16 protein-coding genes are annotated in these 20,213 nt (G+C 33.7%); 12 read left to right on the top strand and 4 right to left on the bottom strand.

All coding sequences use genetic code 11. From position 1 onward, the window contains the following. Positions 1 to 3 precede the first annotated feature (3 nt). From NYQ10_RS18445 to NYQ10_RS18395, 11 genes are all read left to right on the top strand, one after another. The gene (locus NYQ10_RS18445) at positions 4 to 1,329 is read left to right on the top strand and encodes a sugar porter family MFS transporter (protein WP_289877690.1); all 1,326 of its coding nucleotides are present in this window, start codon (positions 4 to 6) and stop codon (positions 1,327 to 1,329) included. A gap of 38 nt (positions 1,330 to 1,367) precedes the next feature. Beyond that, positions 1,368 to 2,510 carry a glycoside hydrolase family 76 protein gene (locus NYQ10_RS18440; protein WP_289877689.1) on the top strand — a complete coding sequence of 381 codons (1,143 nt, stop codon included), beginning with the start codon at positions 1,368 to 1,370 and terminating at the stop codon, positions 2,508 to 2,510. Between the two features lie 30 nt (positions 2,511 to 2,540). Continuing rightward, positions 2,541 to 3,674 (top strand): aldose epimerase family protein, encoded by a 1,134-nt coding sequence (locus tag NYQ10_RS18435; RefSeq protein ID WP_289877688.1) that lies wholly within the window; start codon positions 2,541 to 2,543, stop codon positions 3,672 to 3,674. Between the two features lie 124 nt (positions 3,675 to 3,798). After that, positions 3,799 to 4,632 (top strand): universal stress protein, encoded by an 834-nt coding sequence (locus tag NYQ10_RS18430; protein ID WP_289877687.1) that lies wholly within the window; start codon positions 3,799 to 3,801, stop codon positions 4,630 to 4,632. A 611-nt stretch (positions 4,633 to 5,243) separates the two neighbouring features. Beyond that, positions 5,244 to 6,290, top strand: a complete 1,047-nt coding sequence (locus tag NYQ10_RS18425; protein WP_289877686.1) for a beta-ketoacyl-ACP synthase III — start codon at positions 5,244 to 5,246, stop codon at positions 6,288 to 6,290. Positions 6,291 to 6,635: 345 nt separating this feature from the next. Then, positions 6,636 to 7,418 carry a sensor histidine kinase gene (locus tag NYQ10_RS18420; protein ID WP_289877685.1) on the top strand — a complete coding sequence of 261 codons (783 nt, stop codon included), beginning with the start codon at positions 6,636 to 6,638 and terminating at the stop codon, positions 7,416 to 7,418. A 5-nt stretch (positions 7,419 to 7,423) separates the two neighbouring features. Then, the gene (locus NYQ10_RS18415; protein WP_289877684.1) at positions 7,424 to 8,179 is read left to right on the top strand and encodes a LytR/AlgR family response regulator transcription factor; all 756 of its coding nucleotides are present in this window, start codon (positions 7,424 to 7,426) and stop codon (positions 8,177 to 8,179) included. A 445-nt stretch (positions 8,180 to 8,624) separates the two neighbouring features. Next, positions 8,625 to 9,758, top strand: a complete 1,134-nt coding sequence (locus tag NYQ10_RS18410) for an efflux RND transporter periplasmic adaptor subunit (protein ID WP_289877683.1) — start codon at positions 8,625 to 8,627, stop codon at positions 9,756 to 9,758. 33 nt (positions 9,759 to 9,791) lie between these two features. Continuing rightward, positions 9,792 to 12,947 carry an efflux RND transporter permease subunit gene (locus NYQ10_RS18405; RefSeq protein ID WP_289877682.1) on the top strand — a complete coding sequence of 1,052 codons (3,156 nt, stop codon included), beginning with the start codon at positions 9,792 to 9,794 and terminating at the stop codon, positions 12,945 to 12,947. 2 nt (positions 12,948 to 12,949) lie between these two features. Beyond that, positions 12,950 to 14,359: an efflux transporter outer membrane subunit gene (locus tag NYQ10_RS18400; RefSeq protein ID WP_289877681.1), complete on the top strand. Its 1,410-nt coding sequence runs from the start codon at positions 12,950 to 12,952 to the stop codon at positions 14,357 to 14,359. Positions 14,360 to 14,527: 168 nt separating this feature from the next. Beyond that, positions 14,528 to 15,217 (top strand): hypothetical protein, encoded by a 690-nt coding sequence (locus NYQ10_RS18395; protein WP_289877680.1) that lies wholly within the window; start codon positions 14,528 to 14,530, stop codon positions 15,215 to 15,217. Between the two features lie 346 nt (positions 15,218 to 15,563). On the opposite strand, the gene NYQ10_RS18390 is transcribed toward NYQ10_RS18395, so the two are convergent. The 4 genes from NYQ10_RS18390 to NYQ10_RS18375 all read right to left on the bottom strand — a co-directional run bounded on the left by NYQ10_RS18390 (position 15,564) and on the right by NYQ10_RS18375 (position 19,006). Beyond that, on the bottom strand, positions 15,564 to 16,355 hold the full coding sequence (locus NYQ10_RS18390; protein ID WP_289877679.1) for an SDR family NAD(P)-dependent oxidoreductase: 792 nt from the start codon (positions 16,353 to 16,355) through the stop codon (positions 15,564 to 15,566). A gap of 48 nt (positions 16,356 to 16,403) precedes the next feature. Beyond that, positions 16,404 to 16,985, bottom strand: a complete 582-nt coding sequence (locus tag NYQ10_RS18385) for a TetR/AcrR family transcriptional regulator (protein ID WP_289877678.1) — start codon at positions 16,983 to 16,985, stop codon at positions 16,404 to 16,406. Positions 16,986 to 17,091: 106 nt separating this feature from the next. Then, the gene (locus NYQ10_RS18380; RefSeq protein WP_289877677.1) at positions 17,092 to 17,991 is read right to left on the bottom strand and encodes a helix-turn-helix domain-containing protein; all 900 of its coding nucleotides are present in this window, start codon (positions 17,989 to 17,991) and stop codon (positions 17,092 to 17,094) included. A gap of 16 nt (positions 17,992 to 18,007) precedes the next feature. Next, a complete protein-coding gene (locus NYQ10_RS18375) occupies positions 18,008 to 19,006 on the bottom strand; it encodes an aldo/keto reductase (protein ID WP_289877676.1) in 999 nt (332 codons plus the stop codon). A 366-nt stretch (positions 19,007 to 19,372) separates the two neighbouring features. Between NYQ10_RS18375 and NYQ10_RS18370 the strand changes: the two genes are divergently transcribed. Continuing rightward, entirely contained in the window at positions 19,373 to 20,179 is an 807-nt protein-coding gene (locus NYQ10_RS18370) for a DUF2490 domain-containing protein (RefSeq protein ID WP_289877674.1), read from the top strand. Positions 20,180 to 20,213 lie beyond the last annotated feature (34 nt).

Below are 20,213 nucleotides of genomic sequence, written 5' to 3'. Positions count from 1 at the left end.
ATTATGAATAAAATAGTATTATGGGCAATTACGGCCGCATTGGCAGGCTTTTTATTTGGTTTTGATACCGTAGTTATTTCGGGCGCAGACAAAAAACTACAGGAATTATGGCATAGTTCAGATGCATTTCACGGTGCTGTGGTAATGGCAATGGCGTTATGGGGAACTGTCGCTGGTGCAATTTTTGGAGGAATTCCAACCAATAAACTTGGTAGAAAGAAAACATTGATTTGGATAGGAATTTTGTTTCTAGCTTCTGCGATTGGTTCGTCATTAGCAGACAATCCATGGATTTTTGCTTTTTTCCGTTTTCTAGGCGGATTAGGAATTGGCGCTTCGACTATTGCAGCTCCCGCGTATGTTTCTGAAATTTCTCCAGCAAAAGATCGAGGCAGATTGGTTTCTTTATATCAATTTAATATCGTTTTAGGGATTTTAATGGCTTTTCTTTCTAATTACTTACTAAAAGATGCCGGAGAAAATGCTTGGCGATGGATGCTTGGAATAATGGCTTTTCCTGCATTTTTTTACACATTAATTGTTTTTACAATACCAGAAAGTCCAAGATGGCTAATATCGCAATCCAAATTTGCAGAAGCAGAATCGGTTTTAAAGAAAATAGATCCAACTGCAAAAATTGAAGATTTAATGAAAGAAATGCATTTTTCAGGAAATGAAAATGAAGAGGAAAAAAAAGAAACCATCTTTCTGAAAAAATATAGATTTCCGCTTTTGTTGGCATTTTTAATTGCTTTGTTCAATCAGTTTTCTGGAATAAATGCCTTTTTATATTACGCACCAAGAATTTTTGCCGAAGCAGGATTAGAAGAAAGTGCGGCTTTAATGAGTAGCGTCGGAATCGGAATTACCAATTTAATATTTACACTTATTGGGGTTTTTCTAATTGATGTTCTAGGAAGAAAAGTTTTAATGATTATAGGATCAATTGGTTATATTATTTCTTTAGGATTGGTATCTCTTGCTTTTTTCTTAAAATGGCAAGGCATACAAGTTCCGCTTTTCTTATTTTTATTTATTGCTTCACACGCCATTGGACAAGGAGCTGTAATTTGGGTTTTTATTTCAGAAATTTTCCCAAATCATTTGCGAGCAAGCGGTCAGGCATTTGGTTCATCAACGCATTGGGTTTTGGCCGCAATTATTCCGTCTATGATTCCGTTTTTATTTTCAACAATTGGAGCAGGAGTTGTTTTTCTTATTTTTACTTTAATGATGGTTCTGCAATTGCTTTTTGTACTTTTTATGATGCCTGAGACAAAAGGAAAATCGTTGGAAGAACTTCAGAGCACCATATTCAAACAAGATTAATTCCATTAAAAAAAATATATAATATAAATAATTAGATTATGAATAAAAGAAAAGGAAGTATTCTACTTTTTGCAACAATAGTATTGTTCTCGAGTTTTTCATTTATAAAAAGAAATGAAAAGTCAAAAAACGATTTTTATAAAAAGGAAATGGAAAGTCTGAATGTAGCGATTGAAAGTAATTTTCATGATAAGGCTTCCGGTTATTATTTCGTGGATTTAGATCCGGCAAAAAGAGAAACAAAATTTGGGCATAAAAGAGAATACAGTTGGTTGTGGGCGCTTTGTGCGATGTTTGAAGCTTCTAACGAAATTGAAAAAGTAGACAAAAAGGCGAACTTAGTCGATGGCATTTTCAATAGTATGCAGCCTTATTATGATCCTTCGCTACCTAAACCGGGTTATGGTGAGTATATTGTAAAATTGAGCAAAGGTCAGCGATATTATGATGACAACCAATGGATTGGAATAACGGCTTTGGATATTTACGAAAGAACGGGCAAGAAATCTTATTTCGATTTAGGAAAGTCAATGTATGATTTCATGATGACGGCATCAGACAATGCGCTTGGAGGCGGATTGTATTGGAGAGAAAATGATTTTGAAACGAAAAATACGTGCTCAAACGGACCTGGAATTATTGTTGCCTTAAAAATGTACAAAGCCACAAAGGACAAAAAATACCTTGAAAATGCGATTAAGATTTACGATTGGACAACTCAAAAACTACAAACTCCTACAGGTTTATTTTACGATAATATAAAGGTTAAAGATGAAACTATTGGAGAAACCGTATTCTCTTATAATACAGGAACTATGCTGCAGTCGAGTGTTTATTTATTCGAATTGACGGGAGATAAAAAGTATCTTGAAAAGGCAAATAAAATGGCAGACAGTTCTTTAGAGTATTTTTATAAAAGTGGAAAATTTAGAGACGGTTATTGGTTTAATGCTGTTTTACTTCGTGGTTATATGCATCTTTTAAAACATAATAAAGACTTAAAATACATTTCAGGATTTAAAAAATGTTTAGATAATGCTATTAAAGAAAATAAAAATTCAAAAGGATTATTTGAAGCTAATAATGTCGAATACAATTTAGTAGAACATGGCGGAATGCTCGAAATTCTGGCTCGATTTGCACATCTTGAAGAACAATACGATTTGTCAAAATTGAAATAATGTTAGAAGTATAAAACAAAATTTAAAATCATGAACAAATTTCAATTAAGTATAAGCTTGTCATTTTTAATGTTATTCAGCTTAACTGAAAATATATGGGCTCAAAACAAAAATTCGGCTAAAAAAGTATCCATCAAAAAAGAAATGATCGGACAAGTTAGCGGAGAAGATGTTTTTCAATACACGTTACAGAATAAAACTGGAATGCAGGTTCAATTAATTACTTATGGAGCGGCAATTACAAATATTGTCGTACCAGATAAAGATGGAAAAATGAGCAGTGTCGTACTTGGTTTCGATTCGCTTTCGCAATATGCAAGTAATGACAACTCGTTGATGGGTTCGACGGTTGGTCGTGTTGCGAATCGCATATCAGATAAGAAATTCACACTTGATGGAAAAGAATTTACACTTTCGTCAGATATTCATGGCGGTGTTAATGGTTTTGATAAACGTGTTTGGAAAGCCAGAGAAATTTCAAAAAAGAATGAACCTGCAGTCGAAATGACGTATTTAAGCAAAGACGGAGAGGAAGGTTTTCCGGGTAATTTGTCCGTTTCGGTAACGTTTACACTCAAAAAAAATAATGATTTGGTTATTGATTATAAAGCAACTACAGATAAAGCAACGCCATTAGTTCTAACTAATCATACTTATTTTAATCTTTCAGGCGGAAAAGAAACGAAAGCATTAAACACAGAATTAACCGTTTTTGCCGATCAGTTTTTGGAGTTTAAAGATGGCAGTTTGCCTACGGGAAAAATCCTGAATGTAAAACAAACGCCTTTTGATTTTACTTCTCCTAAAACGATTGGGAAAGAGATAGAAAAAGTTCAGCAATACACAAATGGATATGATGTCACATTTGTTCTGAGAAACCAAACGGGTAAATTAGCTTTAGCGGCAAAAGCTTACGAACCTTTAAGCGGTCGTGAATTGGAAGTTTACACAACGGAGCCGGGTGTTGTATTTTATTCTGGAAACTGGCTGAGCGAAAAAGTGAAAGGACGCGACAACGTTCCTTACACAAAAAATGGTGCATTTTGCCTAGAAACAATGCATTATCCAAACTCGATCAATACGCCTGCTTTTCCAAATACAGTTTTGCGTCCTAATGAAATTTTTACTTCTCAAACCATTTATAAATTTCTCGTTCGAAAATAAGCCACTTTTTTTCAGAAACTATAATTTACGGTTGAGAAGTAAATAATGTTACTTCGGTGATTTTAAAATGCCTTTTAGCGATTAATTCGGGAATTTTGCTGGATTAATGCTTAATGACAATTTTATGACGTCACCACTTACTATAATTGCTGCAACCAATTTTTCAGCGATTGCAAACAATGCCGTTACATATGCTGCGGGACTTGCAAAAGCTACAGGAGCAAAACTTATTTTATTTAATTCATTTTCCTTGAGCGTTCACAGTGCAAATTCGCATATTACTGCCGATGCCATGCAGAAACAAATCGAAAAAGCAATTTCAAGATTAGAAGTTTTGGCCCAACAAACGGCTGAAATGTTCAAGATTCAAACAGAATCGATTTGTACGTATTCGTTTTTAGAAGATGAACTTCCTAAAATTATTGAAAATACAAAAGCAGATGTAGTAGTAATGGGAATGGCAGAACGTTCTTTTGAACAGGAATTATTAGGAAATTCTACAACATCGGCAATAAAAAACCTGCATGTGCCTGTATTGGCAGTTCCCGAAAAGGCACGTTTTCTAAGTATAAAAAAGGTATTATATGCATGCGATAGTTTGAGTTTTTCTGCAATAAAAAGGTTCAGCTGGATTAAAAATGCTCTTGGAGATTTTGGCGCTGAAATCGAATTTTTTAGTGTAGACGAAAAGTTGGATGATTTAAAAGAAGAACAGCACAGAATTTTAATGAATTCTAATATTGAAAAAGAGTTTGAAGATGTCAAATATCTTTATAAAACAGTAAGATCTAACGCAGTTATAGACGAAATTAGAAAGGAAATTAAAAATTACGAAGCAGATTTGTTAATTATGGTGCCTCAAAAGTATGGTTTTTGGGATTCTCTAGTTCATAGAAGTAAGACCAGAATTTTGGCTGCAGGTTTGGATATACCTTTGTTGTCATTTCCGAATTATTAAAAATTGACGTGATTTTAGAAAAGAGATATAAAAAATACAAGGTTTTTTTGAAGAAGTTTTAGTAAAAGAAATCATAAAGGAAATATTTTTGATTTTAGGAATTCTATAATTTTTTGATGCTTGTTGTCGGATATTGAAATTATAGTTTAACATTTTAAGCAGTTTTGTTAATTATTTATAATTACCTGCTTGTTTCAGATTTTTTTAAATTAATTTTGTGACGCTCTAAAACTTAATGCAGATTGTTTTTTTATTAAAATGATAACGGCTGTAATTGAGAATTACCTACAAACTGAAGAGACATTATAAGATTTTAAAATAAAATCAATTAAAGGTTTATACCAAGGAATACCGAGAAAATACTTTGTGTAGATTTTTAATTCATTTGAATTGGGACTTTTTATAATATTTTGGTTTGTTCAGGTTTTAAATTTTTCTCAAAAAGGTTAATGTCAAAAGATTAAATGAACTTTTTACGATAACTATTATTGTTTTCGATGTCTGTTCTAAGGGATTTTTTTGATTATTATTCCGAAGAACTTTCAAAAGAATAATGAAAGTGTTAAGCATTGGGTAATAAGAGTACAAAGCTTAAAAAAAAACAAAAACAAATGAGCGCAGTAATTACAGCAATAGGTGGTTTCGTACCGCCATCTATCCTAACCAATAAAAAGATTTCAGAAACTGTAGATACATCAGAAGAATGGATCATCAAAAGAACTGGAATTAGAGAACGTAGAATTGCAGACGATGAAACGGCAACATCTGATCTTGCCGCGGCTGCAATTGAAAATCTTATAGAAAATTATAATGTTGATCGTGGTGAAATTGAAGCTTTGCTTGTAGCAACAGCAACACCAGATCACATTTTAGCACCAACGGCAAGTATTGTCTGCGAAAAAAGCGGACTTACAAATGCTTTTGGAATTGACATGAATGCGGCTTGCAGCGGTTTTTTATATGCTCTAGAAATGGGAGCAAACATGATCGAAAGCGGACGCTACAAAAAGTTAATCATCGTTGGAGCAGATAAAATGAGTTCGATCGTAGATTATGAAGACCGTAATACTTGTATTCTTTTCGGAGATGGAGCAGGAGCTGTTTTATTAGAAAAAACAGAATCTGACTACGGATTAATGAAAACAATTTTAAAAACAGACGGAAGCGGAGTTTCTTCTCTTGCTGTACCAGCTGGAGGTTCTAGAAATCCAACTTCTATGCAGAGTCTTTTGCACAGAACACATTATTTAAAACAAGACGGTGCTTTTGTATTTAAAAGAGCAGTTTCTGCAATGAGTCAGGTTTCGCAAGATGCTTTGGTAAAAAATGGTTTAGAATCAGATAAAATTGACTGGGTAGTTCCGCATCAAGCAAATCTGAGAATTATTACCGCTGTAAGCGAAAGTTTAAATATTGATTTTGATAAAGTTAAAGTAAATATTGACCGTTACGGAAATACAACATCTGCAACAGTTCCTTTATGTTTATGGGACTTTAAAGACGATTTTAAAGAAGGTCAAAATGTACTGATTACTACTTTTGGTGCAGGGTTTTCTTGGGGTGCAACTTGTTTAAAATGGGGAGTTATGCGCGAAAAGAAATCTGTAGAACAAAAAATAGCAAATACAGAAAAAGAGAATGTTTTGGTAGCGCATTAAGCAATGCCAAAATGTTCTATTTAAAATAAATAAATGGGGTTAAGAAACCAAAATAAAAGGTCGGGAAAGAATTTTTTCTATAAATATTACAGAGTTATCGTAATTCCGGCTGTTTTTTTGGTGTACTTATCTTCGTATTATTTTCTGAATCCGTATAGAAATTTTAAAGAAGAAAGTTTGCTCGATTTAGATCAAAGCTTCGATATCTTTATCATTCTCCTATATTGTGCCATACTTACCGAACTGACACTTTTTGTAGGCAGGAAATTAAATTATTACATAAGTTGGGAACAAAATCCGGTTTTTAGGGCGATAGCACAGTTTATTTGCCTAATTGCCGGAAACATGCTCTTAAACTACTTTTTTTCTTGGCTTTGGGATTATCTATATCCTTGCACAGCATTAGAAGAAAATGACTTGGTTACGATTTGGCAGTCTAAAATTATGGCTGCCATTATTTCGCTTTTCATCAGCGCTATTCATACTGGAATATTTCTGCTAAACAGATGGCGTTTAAACGCTATTGAAACTGCCGAATTAAAAATTAAAGCTTCAGAACTTCAGGAAGCGGTTACGCGTTCTAAATTAGAATCTTTAAAAATGCAATTGGATCCGCATTTTGTGTTCAACAATTTCAGTACACTTACAGAATTGATTTATGAAGACCAAAAAGAAGCGGCTTCTTTTTTAGAAAATATAACGAGAGTATATCGTTATATGATTTCAAATTCGAATAAAGATACAATCACGGTAAAAGAAGAAATAGAGTTTTTAAACGCTTATTTCTATTTATTGAAGAAACGCCTTGGTGAAAAAATTGATTTGAAAATTGAGATTGATTCTTCTGCATTTTCGCTTCATTTGCCGCCATTAACACTGCAATTACTGGTAGAAAATGCTGTAAAGCACAATACGGCAACTTTGGCAAATCCGCTTACAATATCTATTTTATCCGATTCAGGTGATATTATTGTTAGAAATAAATTGCAGCAAACTGCTGGAAAAAGTCTGATTTCAACTGGAATTGGAAATAAAAATATTGAATTCCGTTATAAAATCTTATCTCAAAAAATGCCGAGTTTTAGTGAATCAAACGGTTATTATGAGGTGCGTCTTCCATTAATTTAAGAGTTATGAAAATTTTAATTGTAGAAGATGAAAGTATCAATGCAAGCCGCTTAAAAAGACTGCTTGAAGAGCTAGAACCAAATTGTGAAATTTTAGGCATTATTGACACCGTTGTAGATACGGTAACATGGTTAAATTCAAATCCTACTCCAGATTTAATTACTATGGATATTCGTTTGGCTGACGGATTGAGTTTTGCCATTTTTGATGAAGTGAATATCTCTTGTCCTGTAATTTTTACTACCGCTTATGACGAATATGCAATTCGAGCATTTAAGGTAAACAGCATCGATTATTTGATGAAACCAATCGAAAAAAACGAATTGGAACATGCTTTAACAAAATTTAAATCATTAAATAAAAACGAAACTAGTTATACCAATATTACTGGAATTTTAAAAGAACTTATTCAGAAACCAGTATTTAGAATGCGTTTTTTAGTTACGTATCGCGACGGTTACAAAAGCGTTGATGTTTCAGAAATTGACTTTATTTACTCTGAATTTAAAACCAGTAATTTATTTCTTAAATCGGGTGTAATTATCTCGATTCCGCAAACAATGGAAGAATTAGAGCAAGAATTAGATCCGAATATCTTTTTTCGAGCTAATCGCCAATTTTTTATTCGCGCCGAAAGCATCAAATCTATTGCGAACTACTTCAACGCAAAACTGAAAATCCAATTAAAACGAGATCCCGAACGCGAAGTAATTATTAGCCGAGAAAAAACGCCTTTGTTTAAACAGTGGATGGATCGCTGATTTTAAGATGCTAAGGTTTTTGTTTTGCCACGAAGGCGCTAAGGCGCTAAGTTTTTTTTATTACATTTTGCGATAATATTTGTCATTTCGAGGATCGAGAAATCTTCGTAAGTAGCTCTGCAATCTACAGTAAATCTTTGTAGAGTTTCTGGTGTGATCCTTCGCCAGGATGACAAATAATGTGTCATAAATCTACTAAATCTGAGAGAGAAACAAATTCTTTAATCTTTGGCAAAAAAGAAAACTTTGCGACTCTGCATCTTTGCGAGATTCCTTTTCATATTCTTAAAAAAACTTTGCGCCTTAGCGCCTTAGCGGCATAATTCCAAACCTCCGTTTCAGTGTCAAAAAATGCCGTTTGGGTAACTTTCTTCCTTAAAAAAGCTCTTTTCAGCTGTTATTTTGCTGCCAAATTTGAGGTAATTCATTTAAAATGAAAAGTAAAATGACAAAACAGTTTTTTAAGAATAATCAAGCAATTGGTATGATTGCGGTTTTATTAATAATCCTCTCGCTTTCTTCATGCGGAAAGAGTGGAGATGCGCAAATGGCACCTCCTAAACCAGAAGTTGACTTTCTTCAGACAAGTTCGGCATCTGGAGATATCGAAAAAAAATATCCAGGTACTGTTGAAGGTACTGTAAACGTTGATATAAAAGCGCAAGTTTCAGGTTATCTGGAAGCGATTTATGTAAAAGAAGGAGATTATGTAAGCAAAGGGCAATCTCTTTTTAAAATAAAAGGCGATGTTTATGCAGAACAGGTAAACAACAGTCGTGCGGCTTATAAAAATGCATTAGCAAATCAAGCAAATGCAAAACTAGAAGTCGAGAAAATTAAACCTTTGGTTGAAGGAAAAGTTTTTTCTGACATGCAGTTAAAAACTGCACAAGCAAATTATGAAGCTGCAACTGCACAAGTAGCACAGGCTAAAGCCGCTTTAGGATCATCTCAGTTAAATGCCGATTTCTCTTTGATTAAAGCTCCTGTAAGCGGCTATATTAGCCGTATTCCAAATCGTATTGGAAATTTAGTTACGCCAAACGACGCTGTTCCATTAACAACGCTTTCAGAAATTAATAACGTGTTTGTGTATTTCTCTCTAACAGAAGCCGATTATCTGGCTTTTTCAAAAGATTCAAAATCAGATAAATCGGTGAGTTTGATTATGGCAGACGACAGCGAATATGATCAAAAAGGAAAACTAGAAGTTGCCAGTGGAAATATAGATCGCGCTACAGGAACAATTGCTCTAAAAGCTATTTTTCCAAATCCTAAAAAAGAATTGCGTTCTGGAGGTTCTGCTAGAATTGTATTGAACAAGAATTTGTCTTCTGTTATTACAATTCCGATGGCGAGTGTAAAAGATATTCAGGATAAATTTTTTGTTTTTGTTTTGAAAGAAGGCAATAAAGTAGCAATGGTTCCAATTGAAATTGCAGGAAATTCTGGAGCGAATTATTACGTAAAATCAGGTTTGAAATCAGGCGACAAAGTTGCGCTTAATTCTATCGATGTACTTTATGATAGTATGGAAGTTGTTCCAAAAACGGCTGCAAAAAATCTTAGCAGCAAATAATTTTTTGATTTAATATAAAAAATAACATTTTCCATGTTAAAGAAAATAATAGACAGGCCAGTTTTGGCTACAGTCATTTCCATTGTATTGGTTATCTTGGGGATTATAGGTCTTACGAGATTATCTGTAACGAGATTCCCAGATATTTCGCCTCCAACCGTTATGGTAAGTGGTTCATATCCTGGAGGAAATAGTGAAACCGTTATTCGTTCGGTGGTAACGCCATTAGAAGAACAGATTAACGGAGTTGAAAATATGCAGTATATAAAATCTACTGCCAGTAACGACGGATCTTTTTCTATCAGCGTAATTTTTAAGCAAGGAGTCGATCCAGATCAGGCTGCTGTAAACGTTCAAAACAGAGTACAGCAGGCAACTCCAAAATTACCTCAAGAAGTAGTTCGTATGGGGCTTACGACTTCAAAACAACAAAATAGTATGATTGTTATCTTCAATTTATATACAGAAGATAATGCTAAGTATGACGAGTTGTTTTTGCAGAATTATGCCAATATAAATCTTGTACCTCAAATGAAACGTGTTCCCGGTGTTGGGCAGGTTCAAATTTTTGGTCAGAAAGATTATTCGATGCGAGTTTGGCTTGATCCGCGTAAAATGGCAAATGCTGGTTTAGTACCTTCAGATGTTACACAGGCAATTGCAGAGCAGAGTTTAGAATCGGCTCCTGGAAAATTAGGAGAAGAATCTTCAGCGGCTTTAGAATATGTAATTCGTTACAAAGGAAAAAAGAACAAACCAGAACAATATGAAAATATTGTAGTTAAAAATAACGGAAGCAATGTTTTAAGATTAAAAGACGTTGCACGAGTAGAATTTGGTTCTATTTCGTACAGCGGTGATAATAAATCGAACAGTAAAAATGCCGTTACAATGGCAATTTTACAAACTTCGGGTTCAAACGCCAATGATATTGAAATCGGAATCAATAAGGAAGTAGAAAGATTATCTAAATCTTTTCCTCCAGGTATAAAATACGTTAATGTAATGAGTACCAAAGAAAGATTGGATGAAGCGACAGGACAGGTAAAATCGACTTTGTTTGAAGCTTTTATTCTGGTATTTATCGTAGTATTTATCTTCCTGCAAGACATTCGCTCGACGATTATTCCGGCGATTGCGGTTCCTGTGGCAATTGTCGGAACGTTTTTCTTTCTGTTGGTTTTCGGATTTACGGTTAATATCCTGACACTTTTTGCTTTGGTTTTAGCAATCGGAATTGTGGTCGATGATGCGATTGTGGTTGTAGAAGCCGTTCACAGTAAAATGGAAGAAGATTCAGAAATTACAGCTAAAGAAGCTACACATAGCGCGATGGCAGAAATTACCGGAGCAGTTATCTCAATTACTTTGGTTATGTCTGCGGTTTTTATTCCGATTGGATTTATGACAGGATCTTCAGGAATTTTCTATAAACAATTCGCTTATACATTGGCAATTGCGATTATCATTTCGGCTGTAAATGCCTTGACTTTAACGCCTGCGTTATGCGCACTTTTGTTAAAAAATCACGGAGATAAACATGGAAATAACGAACATAAAACGACTTTTAAAGAACGTTTTTTTGTTGGATTTAATAGCAGTTTCGAAAATTTAACGGGAAGATATATCAAAGGTGTTCGTTTTTTAATTGGAAGAAAATGGATTGCAGCTGGATTAGTTGCCGGAATTACGGCAATTGCTGTTTATATGATGATGTCGACACCAAAAAGTTTCGTTCCGTTAGAAGATGATGGTTTCATGGTATACAGTTTATCAATGCCACCAGGAACGGCTTTGGATCGTACAACTGCGGTAATTCAAAAAATGGAAAAAGAATTAGGTTCTGTAGAAGCTATTGATGTTAATACGAGTATTACAGGATTTAATATTTTGAGTAATAGTGCCAGCCCTGCTTACGGTTTAGGATTTATCAAATTAAAACCTAAAAAAGAAAGAGGAGCAGTTAAGGATATTGACGAAATTATGAATGAGGTAAACGGAAAACTGGCTAAAATTAAAGAAGGTCAGATTATGGTTTTCAGAATGCCTCCAGTTGAAGGTTTTGGTGTAACAAGTGGTGCAGAAATTGTTTTGCAGGATAGAATGGCGAGAAGTCCAGAAACTTTAAAAGCAATGTCTGACAAAGTTATCGCTCAGATTATGCAACAACCTGGAGTACAATATGCTTACACGACTTTTAGGGCAGATTATCCGCAATTAGAATTAGAAGTTGACGAAGACAAAGCGCGTCAAATGGGTGTAAATATCAAGGAACTTTTAGGAAATATCCAAACGTATTTTGCAGGAGATCAATCTGCTGACTTTTCGAGATTTGGTAAATTTTACAGAGTGAATGTAAAAGCCGATGGAATTTTTAGAATGGACGAAGATGCCTTTAATGAAATTTTCGTAAGAAATGCTGAGATGCAAATGGTTCCAGTAAAATCGATTGTGAAATTCCATAAAGTATATGGACCAGAATCGGTAAATCGTTACAACCTTTATAATTCGGTAAATATTACAGCAATGGCATTGCCAGGTTATAGTAACGGTCAGATTATGGGGAATCTAGAAAAAGTTTTAGACAAACTTCCAGCAGATTACAGTTACGAATGGACAGGTTTAAGTCTTGAGGAAAAAGCAGGAGGAAGCCAGACTGTTGCCATTTTTGGGTTATGTCTATTGTTTGTATTCTTTCTGCTTGCTGCTCAATACGAAAGTTATTTATTGCCACTTGCAGTATTGCTTTCTATTCCAACAGGAATTTTAGGAGCTTTCGCAGGAATTAAAGCGGTTGGTCTAGATAACAATATTTATGTTCAGGTCGGATTAATTATGCTCGTCGGACTTTTGGCGAAAAACGCGATTTTGATTGTAGAATTTGCTTTACAAAGACGTCTCGGCGGATCATCAATAATAGAAGCGGCAATTGAAGGAGCACGATCAAGGTTACGACCAATTATAATGACTTCGCTTGCTTTTATTGTAGGTATGATTCCGTTAATGTTCGCTTCTGGAGGAACAGCAGTCGGAAACCGATCAATAAGTGTGAGTGCCGCTGTGGGAATGTTTAGCGGTGTTGTATTGGGAATTTTTGTGATTCCGTTGCTTTTCATTGTATTCCAATATTTACAGGAAAAAGTATCAGGAAAGAAGATTGCAGTACAAGTTCAAACCATAAAAGAATAATAATGAAAACACTATATAAAATCGGAATTGTTTTACTTACCGCAACGATTATGACTTCGTGCGTAGTAGGAAAAAAATATGCCCGTACAGATTTAAATGCTCCAGAAAAATACCGTGAAGAAATCGCTGTAACTGGAGATACGGTTTTGCTTCCGTGGAAAAACTATTATAAAGATCCTTTGTTGGTTAATTTAATTGAAAAAGCCCTCGTTAAAAATAATGAGGTGCTTATTGCAATGAAAAGTATGGAACAGCTTGATCTTGCTTACAAACAAGCCAAGCTGTCCTTACTTCCCACACTTGATTTTGACGCAGGCGCGAGCCGTTCGTATCTTTCAAAAAATTCATTAAACGGATCTTTGAGTTCGCAGTTTACAAGCAAAGATTACATGGACGATTACAGCGCCACGCTAAAATTGTCTTGGGAAGCTGATATTTGGGGAAAAGCTGTCATGCAGAAAAGAGATGCAAAAGCGGCTTATTTTGGTCAGAAAGAAAATCTATCGGCTTTAAAAACCAGAATTATTGTTCAAGTTGCACAATCGTATTACAATCTTTTAGGTTTAGATGAACAGCTGAAAATTGCAGAGAAAAACATCGAATTAAGTACCAGTACTTTAGATATGATGAAATTGCAATACAATTCAGGTTCTATAAGTTCTTTAGCGGTAAATCAGACCGAAGCTCAGAAAAAAACGGCTGAATTATTAGTGCCTTTAGCGAAAGCAAATATTGCTGTTCAAGAAAATGCTTTGCAGATTTTATGCGGAGAATATCCAGACAAAATTGAAAGAGCAGGAAATATTGACGCCGCAGAAATTTCGGTTGTTTTCCCGACAGGAATTCCAGTTTCACTTTTAAGCCGAAGACCAGACGTAAAAGCAAGCGAATATGCTGTAATGTCTGCAACAGCAAAAACAGGATTATCAAAAGCGGCAATGTATCCAACTTTAAGTTTAAATCCGTCTATTGGAGTAAATTCATTTGAGTTTGATACTTGGTTCAATTTTCCTGGATCTTTAACTAAAACTATTGCTGCCAATTTAGCACAGCCAATTTTTAGAAAAAAAGCCTTAAGAACCGCTTATGAAGTTGCTGTTTTAGAACAAGAAAAAGCGGCGGTTCAGTTTAAACAATCTTTTATTACTGCTGTTGGAGAAGTTAATGATGCCATGTCAAGACTAAAATATGCAGACGAAAGAATTGTTTTAGCAAAAGAAAAAGCAACGTCTTTAGACAAAGCAACTGCAGATGCTTCTCTTCTTTATAAAAGCGGAATGGCAAATTACTTAGAAGTTATCACTGCTCAAAACAGTTCACTTCAAAATGATTTAGACGTTGTAACAATAAAGTTAGAAAAACTCAATGCAGCAATAAATCTCTACCGAGCTTTAGGAGGCGGAGTAGAATAGTTATTTATTATAATTCACCATTTCTGGACAAAAACAGAAATGGTGTTTTTTATTTCAGTTGATCATTATTTAAATATGGACAAAGTTAGTTTTACACGGATAGAACTGTATAACTTGGTTTGGAAATTTCCACTTATTCAAATTGCAAAGCATTATGAAATTTCCACTATGGGAATAAAAAATGCTTGCAGTAAAATGCAAATTTCTTTACCCAATAACCGCCATTGGAATAAACCAGAATACAAAAGATCAAAAACACCAAAACTTTCAATAGATTATAGTGGGAGCAATCAAATTTATATTCTAAAGAAAAGATATGAAATGCAATCTAGGCCCACATCAAAATCTAGTCCGTTGCTTGATTCGGTTAATCAAATAAGGAAAAATCTAACGGATTTATTGATAGTGAAACCAAAGCTTGAGAATCCTTCTAAAATCGTTTCTGCTACAGAAGATTATTTTAAAAATTTAAAGGAAAACGATAATGATTTTCTTGAGATTTTAAGTTTAAATGTATCCGAAAAGAGCATAAATAGAGCTTTATTATTTATGGATGCGTTTATAAAGCTTTTAGAATATCGCGGTCATCAATTAAAAAAAAATAAAAGCGGTTCTGATTGTATTCTTTTTACTAATGGAATCGAAATCGAAATTGATTTAAGAGAAGCATTAAAAAGAATTACCATTGAAGGGAAAAGAGAAACATCTGAATACGTTTTTACAGGAGAATTTATACTTCGCGCTAAAAGAGAATCTATTAAGAAAGAATGGCGCGACGGAAAAGATTTAATAGAAAACAAACTGGCAATTATTTTGGCAAAATTAGAATTCATAGCAAACGAAGAAAGTTTTTTATAAATTAAAAAATGCAGAGGGAATTATTTAAATATCTTGTAATGAAATCTATAATATCAAATAAATACTTAAAATTAGAATTTCAAATAACTTAAAAGTATAGTTTATGACCTTATTTCGAAATGCTTTTTTCTAACTGAATGCAAAAAAAGAAAGTCCTTTTGAGAACAAAAGCGCTGATTTAAAAAAACTACTTAACAGATAGCACCATATGAGTATGTATGACGACCAAGAAACCCACATGAAAGGATTAATTAGGTTTTTAAAAGATACTTCAAATTAAAAATTAAAAAAGCCAGAAAATAATTTTTCTGGCTTTCTTGATTTTAATGATGATAAAAGTAAAATTTTAGATCGTTTTTAAAACACCTCCATCGGCTCTTAAAGTAGCTCCATTAGTTGCTATTGATAACGGACTAGAAAGATAAACTGCTAATGAAGCAATTTCTGATGGATTTATAAATCGTTGCAGTAAGGAATCTGGATTGGTTTGTTGTACGATGAGGCTTTTCATTTGTTCTACTTTAAGGTTTTGCATTGCGGCAATTTGTTCTATAGTTGCAGCCACGCCGTCCGAGTAAGTTGGACCGCCAAGAATGGTGTTTACCGTAACTTCTGTGCCTTTCGTAAGTTTTGATAAACCATTGCTAACAGCTGACATTGCTGCTTTTGTGATTCCATAGTGAATCATGTTTCCCGGAATATTTAATCCAGATTCACTAGAGATAAAAATTATTCTTCCTGTTTTTTTGTTTAACATTGAAGGTAAAAGTTTCTTTGAAAGCCGAATCGAACTCATAACATTGATTTCGAAAAATTTGTACCAATCTTCATCTTCTAGCTCTTCAAAATTTTTTAATTCGAAAATGCCAACGTTATTAATTAGAATGTCAATATCATTTAGTTTTTGTACTAATTCCTCAACTTCGTCTTTTTTTCCAAAGTCAGCTGCAAACCCAGAAATTTTTGCGTTAGGAAATTCAGCTAATAATTTCTGAACAGCCAACTTAGTTTTTTCTCTATTTCTTCCATTAATAATAACTTCTGCATTTTCTGCTAGTAAATGTTGTGCAATTGCAAAACCAATTCCTTGTGTTGATCCGCTGATGAAAGCTTTTTTTCCTTCTAATTTTAAATTCATTTTGTTTGTTTAATTTTGTAATGATTGATACATAAATGTTCAAAAAAATTAGCTGATAACAGCTAATTGCATTTCGATTTGTTCTCTTAATACCTTTTTGTCAGGATACATTCTGCGGAGTGTATTGAGTCCGCACCAAAATGTTATAAGATATTTTCCAAGAATTTCTGGAGAAGTGTGCGTTTTTATATTTTCCTTTTTCTGTTCATCTCTAATAACTTCGGTAAACATTTCTTCAACTTCTTTTAATATCTGTACAGAAATTGCTTCAAGATCTTCATCAATATAAGTCATTTCAACTACAGTATTAGCAATGATACAGCCTTTAAGATGTTCATTTTTATCTGCGTCTGCAATGCTTTTAAAAAAGTCTTTGATTAATTCTAATGGATATTTACTTCTATTTAATTCTTCCTTAAAAAGATCAAAAGCCAGTCTTCTTTCTTGAATGGCTTTTTCAAAAACTTCTTTTTTGCCTCTCTTAAAAGTATTATAAAAACTTCCCGCACCTGCGCCCGTAGCTTTTCGTAAATCGCTTAGCGAGGTTGCGTTGTAACCTTTCTTCCAAAAAATCTCCTGAGCTTTTTTTATAATATTTGAATCTTCATGTAGGGTTGGTCTTCCTCTCATTTTGAATTTTATTTTGTAATGATCGATACAAAAATATAAAAAAAATAGAACTTGCAAAAACTTATATAAAAATCGTTACTAATGTAGATTTAAGCCTTTTCAGATTTTAATTGTTCCTAATTTTTTCTCGAAATTCTAAAGGAGCCATTTGTGTTCTTTTCTTAAAAAGCGTGCTAAACGATTGCGGATGCTCAAAACCAAGAGTGTAAGCAATTTCACTAACAGACAATTCGGTTACGGATAGTTTTTCTTTGGCTTTATTTATCAATTTTTCATAAATATGTTCACTCGCGTTGCGACCGGTATGTATTTTAAGAAAATCGCTGAGGTAATTTGGAGAAAGATTCATCGCTTCAGCAGCTAAACCAACGCTTAAAAGACCTTTTTCTTTTATGCTTTCATTATAATAATCATTTATAAATCTTTCAAATTTAGAAAGCAAAGTGTGACTGTTGTTTTTTCGGGTTATAAATTGTCTTTCATAAAATCGGCTCGAATAGTTTAGAAGAAGATCAATCTGCGATAGAATAATATCTTGTGTATGATGATCGATATGCTGGCATTCTCTGTCAATTCTGTCGAGAATTTCTATCAGATATTTTTCTTCTTGTTCTGATAAATGCAACGCTTCATTTACAGCATATGAGAAAAATCCAAAATCGTGTATTTTTTGCGCTAAAGGATGTTTTAAAATAAAATCTTCATGAAATATCAGCAGATATCCAGCTCCACATTCCATATTATGAAAATCTAAATACTGCACCTGATTAGGTGCAGTAAAACTTAATACTCCTTTATCATAATCGTAATGCCCTTGACCATATCTAACTTTTCCTTTTGCGTCTCTTTTTAAAGCGACACAGTAAAATTTATTTGTAAATCCTTTCCAGATTTCATCTTCCAAAAAAATGCTTTCCGATAAATTTATAACGCTTACCATTGGATGTTTGGGTTCTGGAAGAGAAAGCAGGCGATGAAAGGCAGAAACAGATGCAATAGTATTCATAAACGCTTATTTTAAGTTAGTCTAGAAGTCCCATACTGAATTCGTCATACGGAGCTCCAGTATCAGTTCCCAAAGGTACAATACTTTCAAGTTTTAGCAGATCTTCTGGACTTAATTCTACGGCAGTAGCTTTTATATTTTGCTCGAGATAACTTCTGCGTTTAGTTCCTGGAATAGGCACAATTCCTTTGCTAATAATCCATGCGAGAGCAAGTTGAGATGAAGTGATGTTTTTTTCTTCTGCCATGTTTTCAATTGCTTTAACCAATTCAATATTCTTATGAAAATAATTTTCCTGAAAACGAGGAATAGCTCTGCGGAAATCATTTTCTGGAAGATCATCAATTGAACGAATTTGTCCTGATAAAAAACCTCGTCCTAAAGGAGAATAAGCAACAAACCCAATCTCCAATTCTTTAAGCGTTTTTAGCACGCCTCTTTCTTCTGCGGTTCTTTCAAACAAAGAATATTCACTTTGAACAGCGGTAATAGGGTGAATTTTATGTGCTTTTTTAATTGTTTCAGAAGACACTTCAGAAAGACCTAAATATTTCACTTTGCCTTCTTTAACAAGATCGCTCATCGCATCAACCGTTTCTTCAATTGGAGTATTTTTGTCAAGACGGTGCATGTAATAAAGATCAATATAATCGGTATTCAAATTTTTAAGAGAACGTTCTACCGCTTTTTTGATATACTTTTTGCTTCCGTTTATCGCCCAAGTTACTTTTCCAGCATCGTCAATTTCCCAACCAAATTTTGTAGCCAAAATATATTTGTTACGTTCTTTTCCAATAGCTTTTGCTATAAGCTGTTCGTTTTTTAGCGGACCGTATAAATCTGCTGTATCCAAAAAATTGCCTCCCATTTCTAGCGAAAGATGAATTGTTTTTATAGCTTCATTTTCATCTGCTGCACCATACATATTGGCCTCTTCAAAACCTGTCATTCCCATACATCCCAAACCTATTGGAGGAATAATTAATCCTTGATTTCCTAATTTAATCTTTTTCATTTCTTAAAGTTTTATTGAATACAAAGTTTGAAAGCAAATACACTTTTAATAGTTTGCAGATTACGGAATATTGTAAGCCAATTACTGGTAATTGTAAAAAAGATTTTTTAGAACTGGATTTAAAGTCTTTTTGGCGCATATTTTTCTTCTATTATAAACTTTAAAACTTTGTTGCAAATTATAACTTGCAACATGTTTAAAAATTTTCTTCAAACGATTAGAATTAATTTAGTACTCGATAATTGTTTGACAATCAGTCGGAATTAGTATTTGACTTTAATGTCATATTTTAATGAAAAAGCTATTAACTACAGAATAGAATAAAAATGAAATGAAATAGTACTGAAGATTTTAATTAGAAAAGCTATGAGTAAAATTAAGAAGACGATTACTATTTTGTTCTGCATTATCTGCCAATCTTTTATATACGCCCAATTAGATGCTCCCTATACTATGGGTTTTATTCCTGCTTCTATTTCAGAAGGCGATATTGCTTTTCCGATATATGATAAATGGAATTTGAGCGGTCAGGTCGATTTTCAGTTAGTTACGCAAGGAGCTTATAATTCCACAAATCCGTTTGAATATACGCAGCGTGTGGTAGTAAGACCTTGGATTGTATATTCTGGTTTTAAGAATATGAAATTGTGGCTCGGATATGCGCATAATCAAAAATATGCCGTAGAAGAAATGGGCAATTATAAAACACTCGAGAACAGATTAATTGTAATGGGAACTTATACTCAAGCAATGCCAAAGGGATCTATTTTTGAACAAGTCCGTTTTGAAACTAAATTTTTTGATGATAGAAATGGCGTGCCACAGACAATTCCAAGATTACGAGCAAGGTTTGGTGTAAATCATTTTCTTCGCCAAACTAAAGAAAAACCATTGTTTCTAGCGCCAAATTTAGGGTATTACACAGAGCTTATGTTAAAGTTCGCATCAAAAGATTATGCTGAAGAACACTTTGATATTTTCAGACTTTCAGTTTATTATAGTGCAGGAATTACGCCCAACCTTCACTTTTTGGCAGGTATAATTGGGCAAATGCAACTCCGTACAAACGGAGACCAATTTGATGTTTATTACGGTCCAATGTTGTCTTTAAAATACAGTATCAGACCAAAAGAAAGGGAAACTTTTGACAGTGTTGATGGCGGTGCAGATTAATAAGAAAACAAACAAAATAGCAATATAATTAAAC

Source organism: Flavobacterium johnsoniae (genome assembly GCF_030388325.1).
Classification (GTDB): Bacteria; Bacteroidota; Bacteroidia; order Flavobacteriales; family Flavobacteriaceae; genus Flavobacterium; species Flavobacterium johnsoniae_C.
Note: the sequence above shows the minus strand (reverse complement) of the source record. Positions and strands in the feature narration are given on the sequence as shown.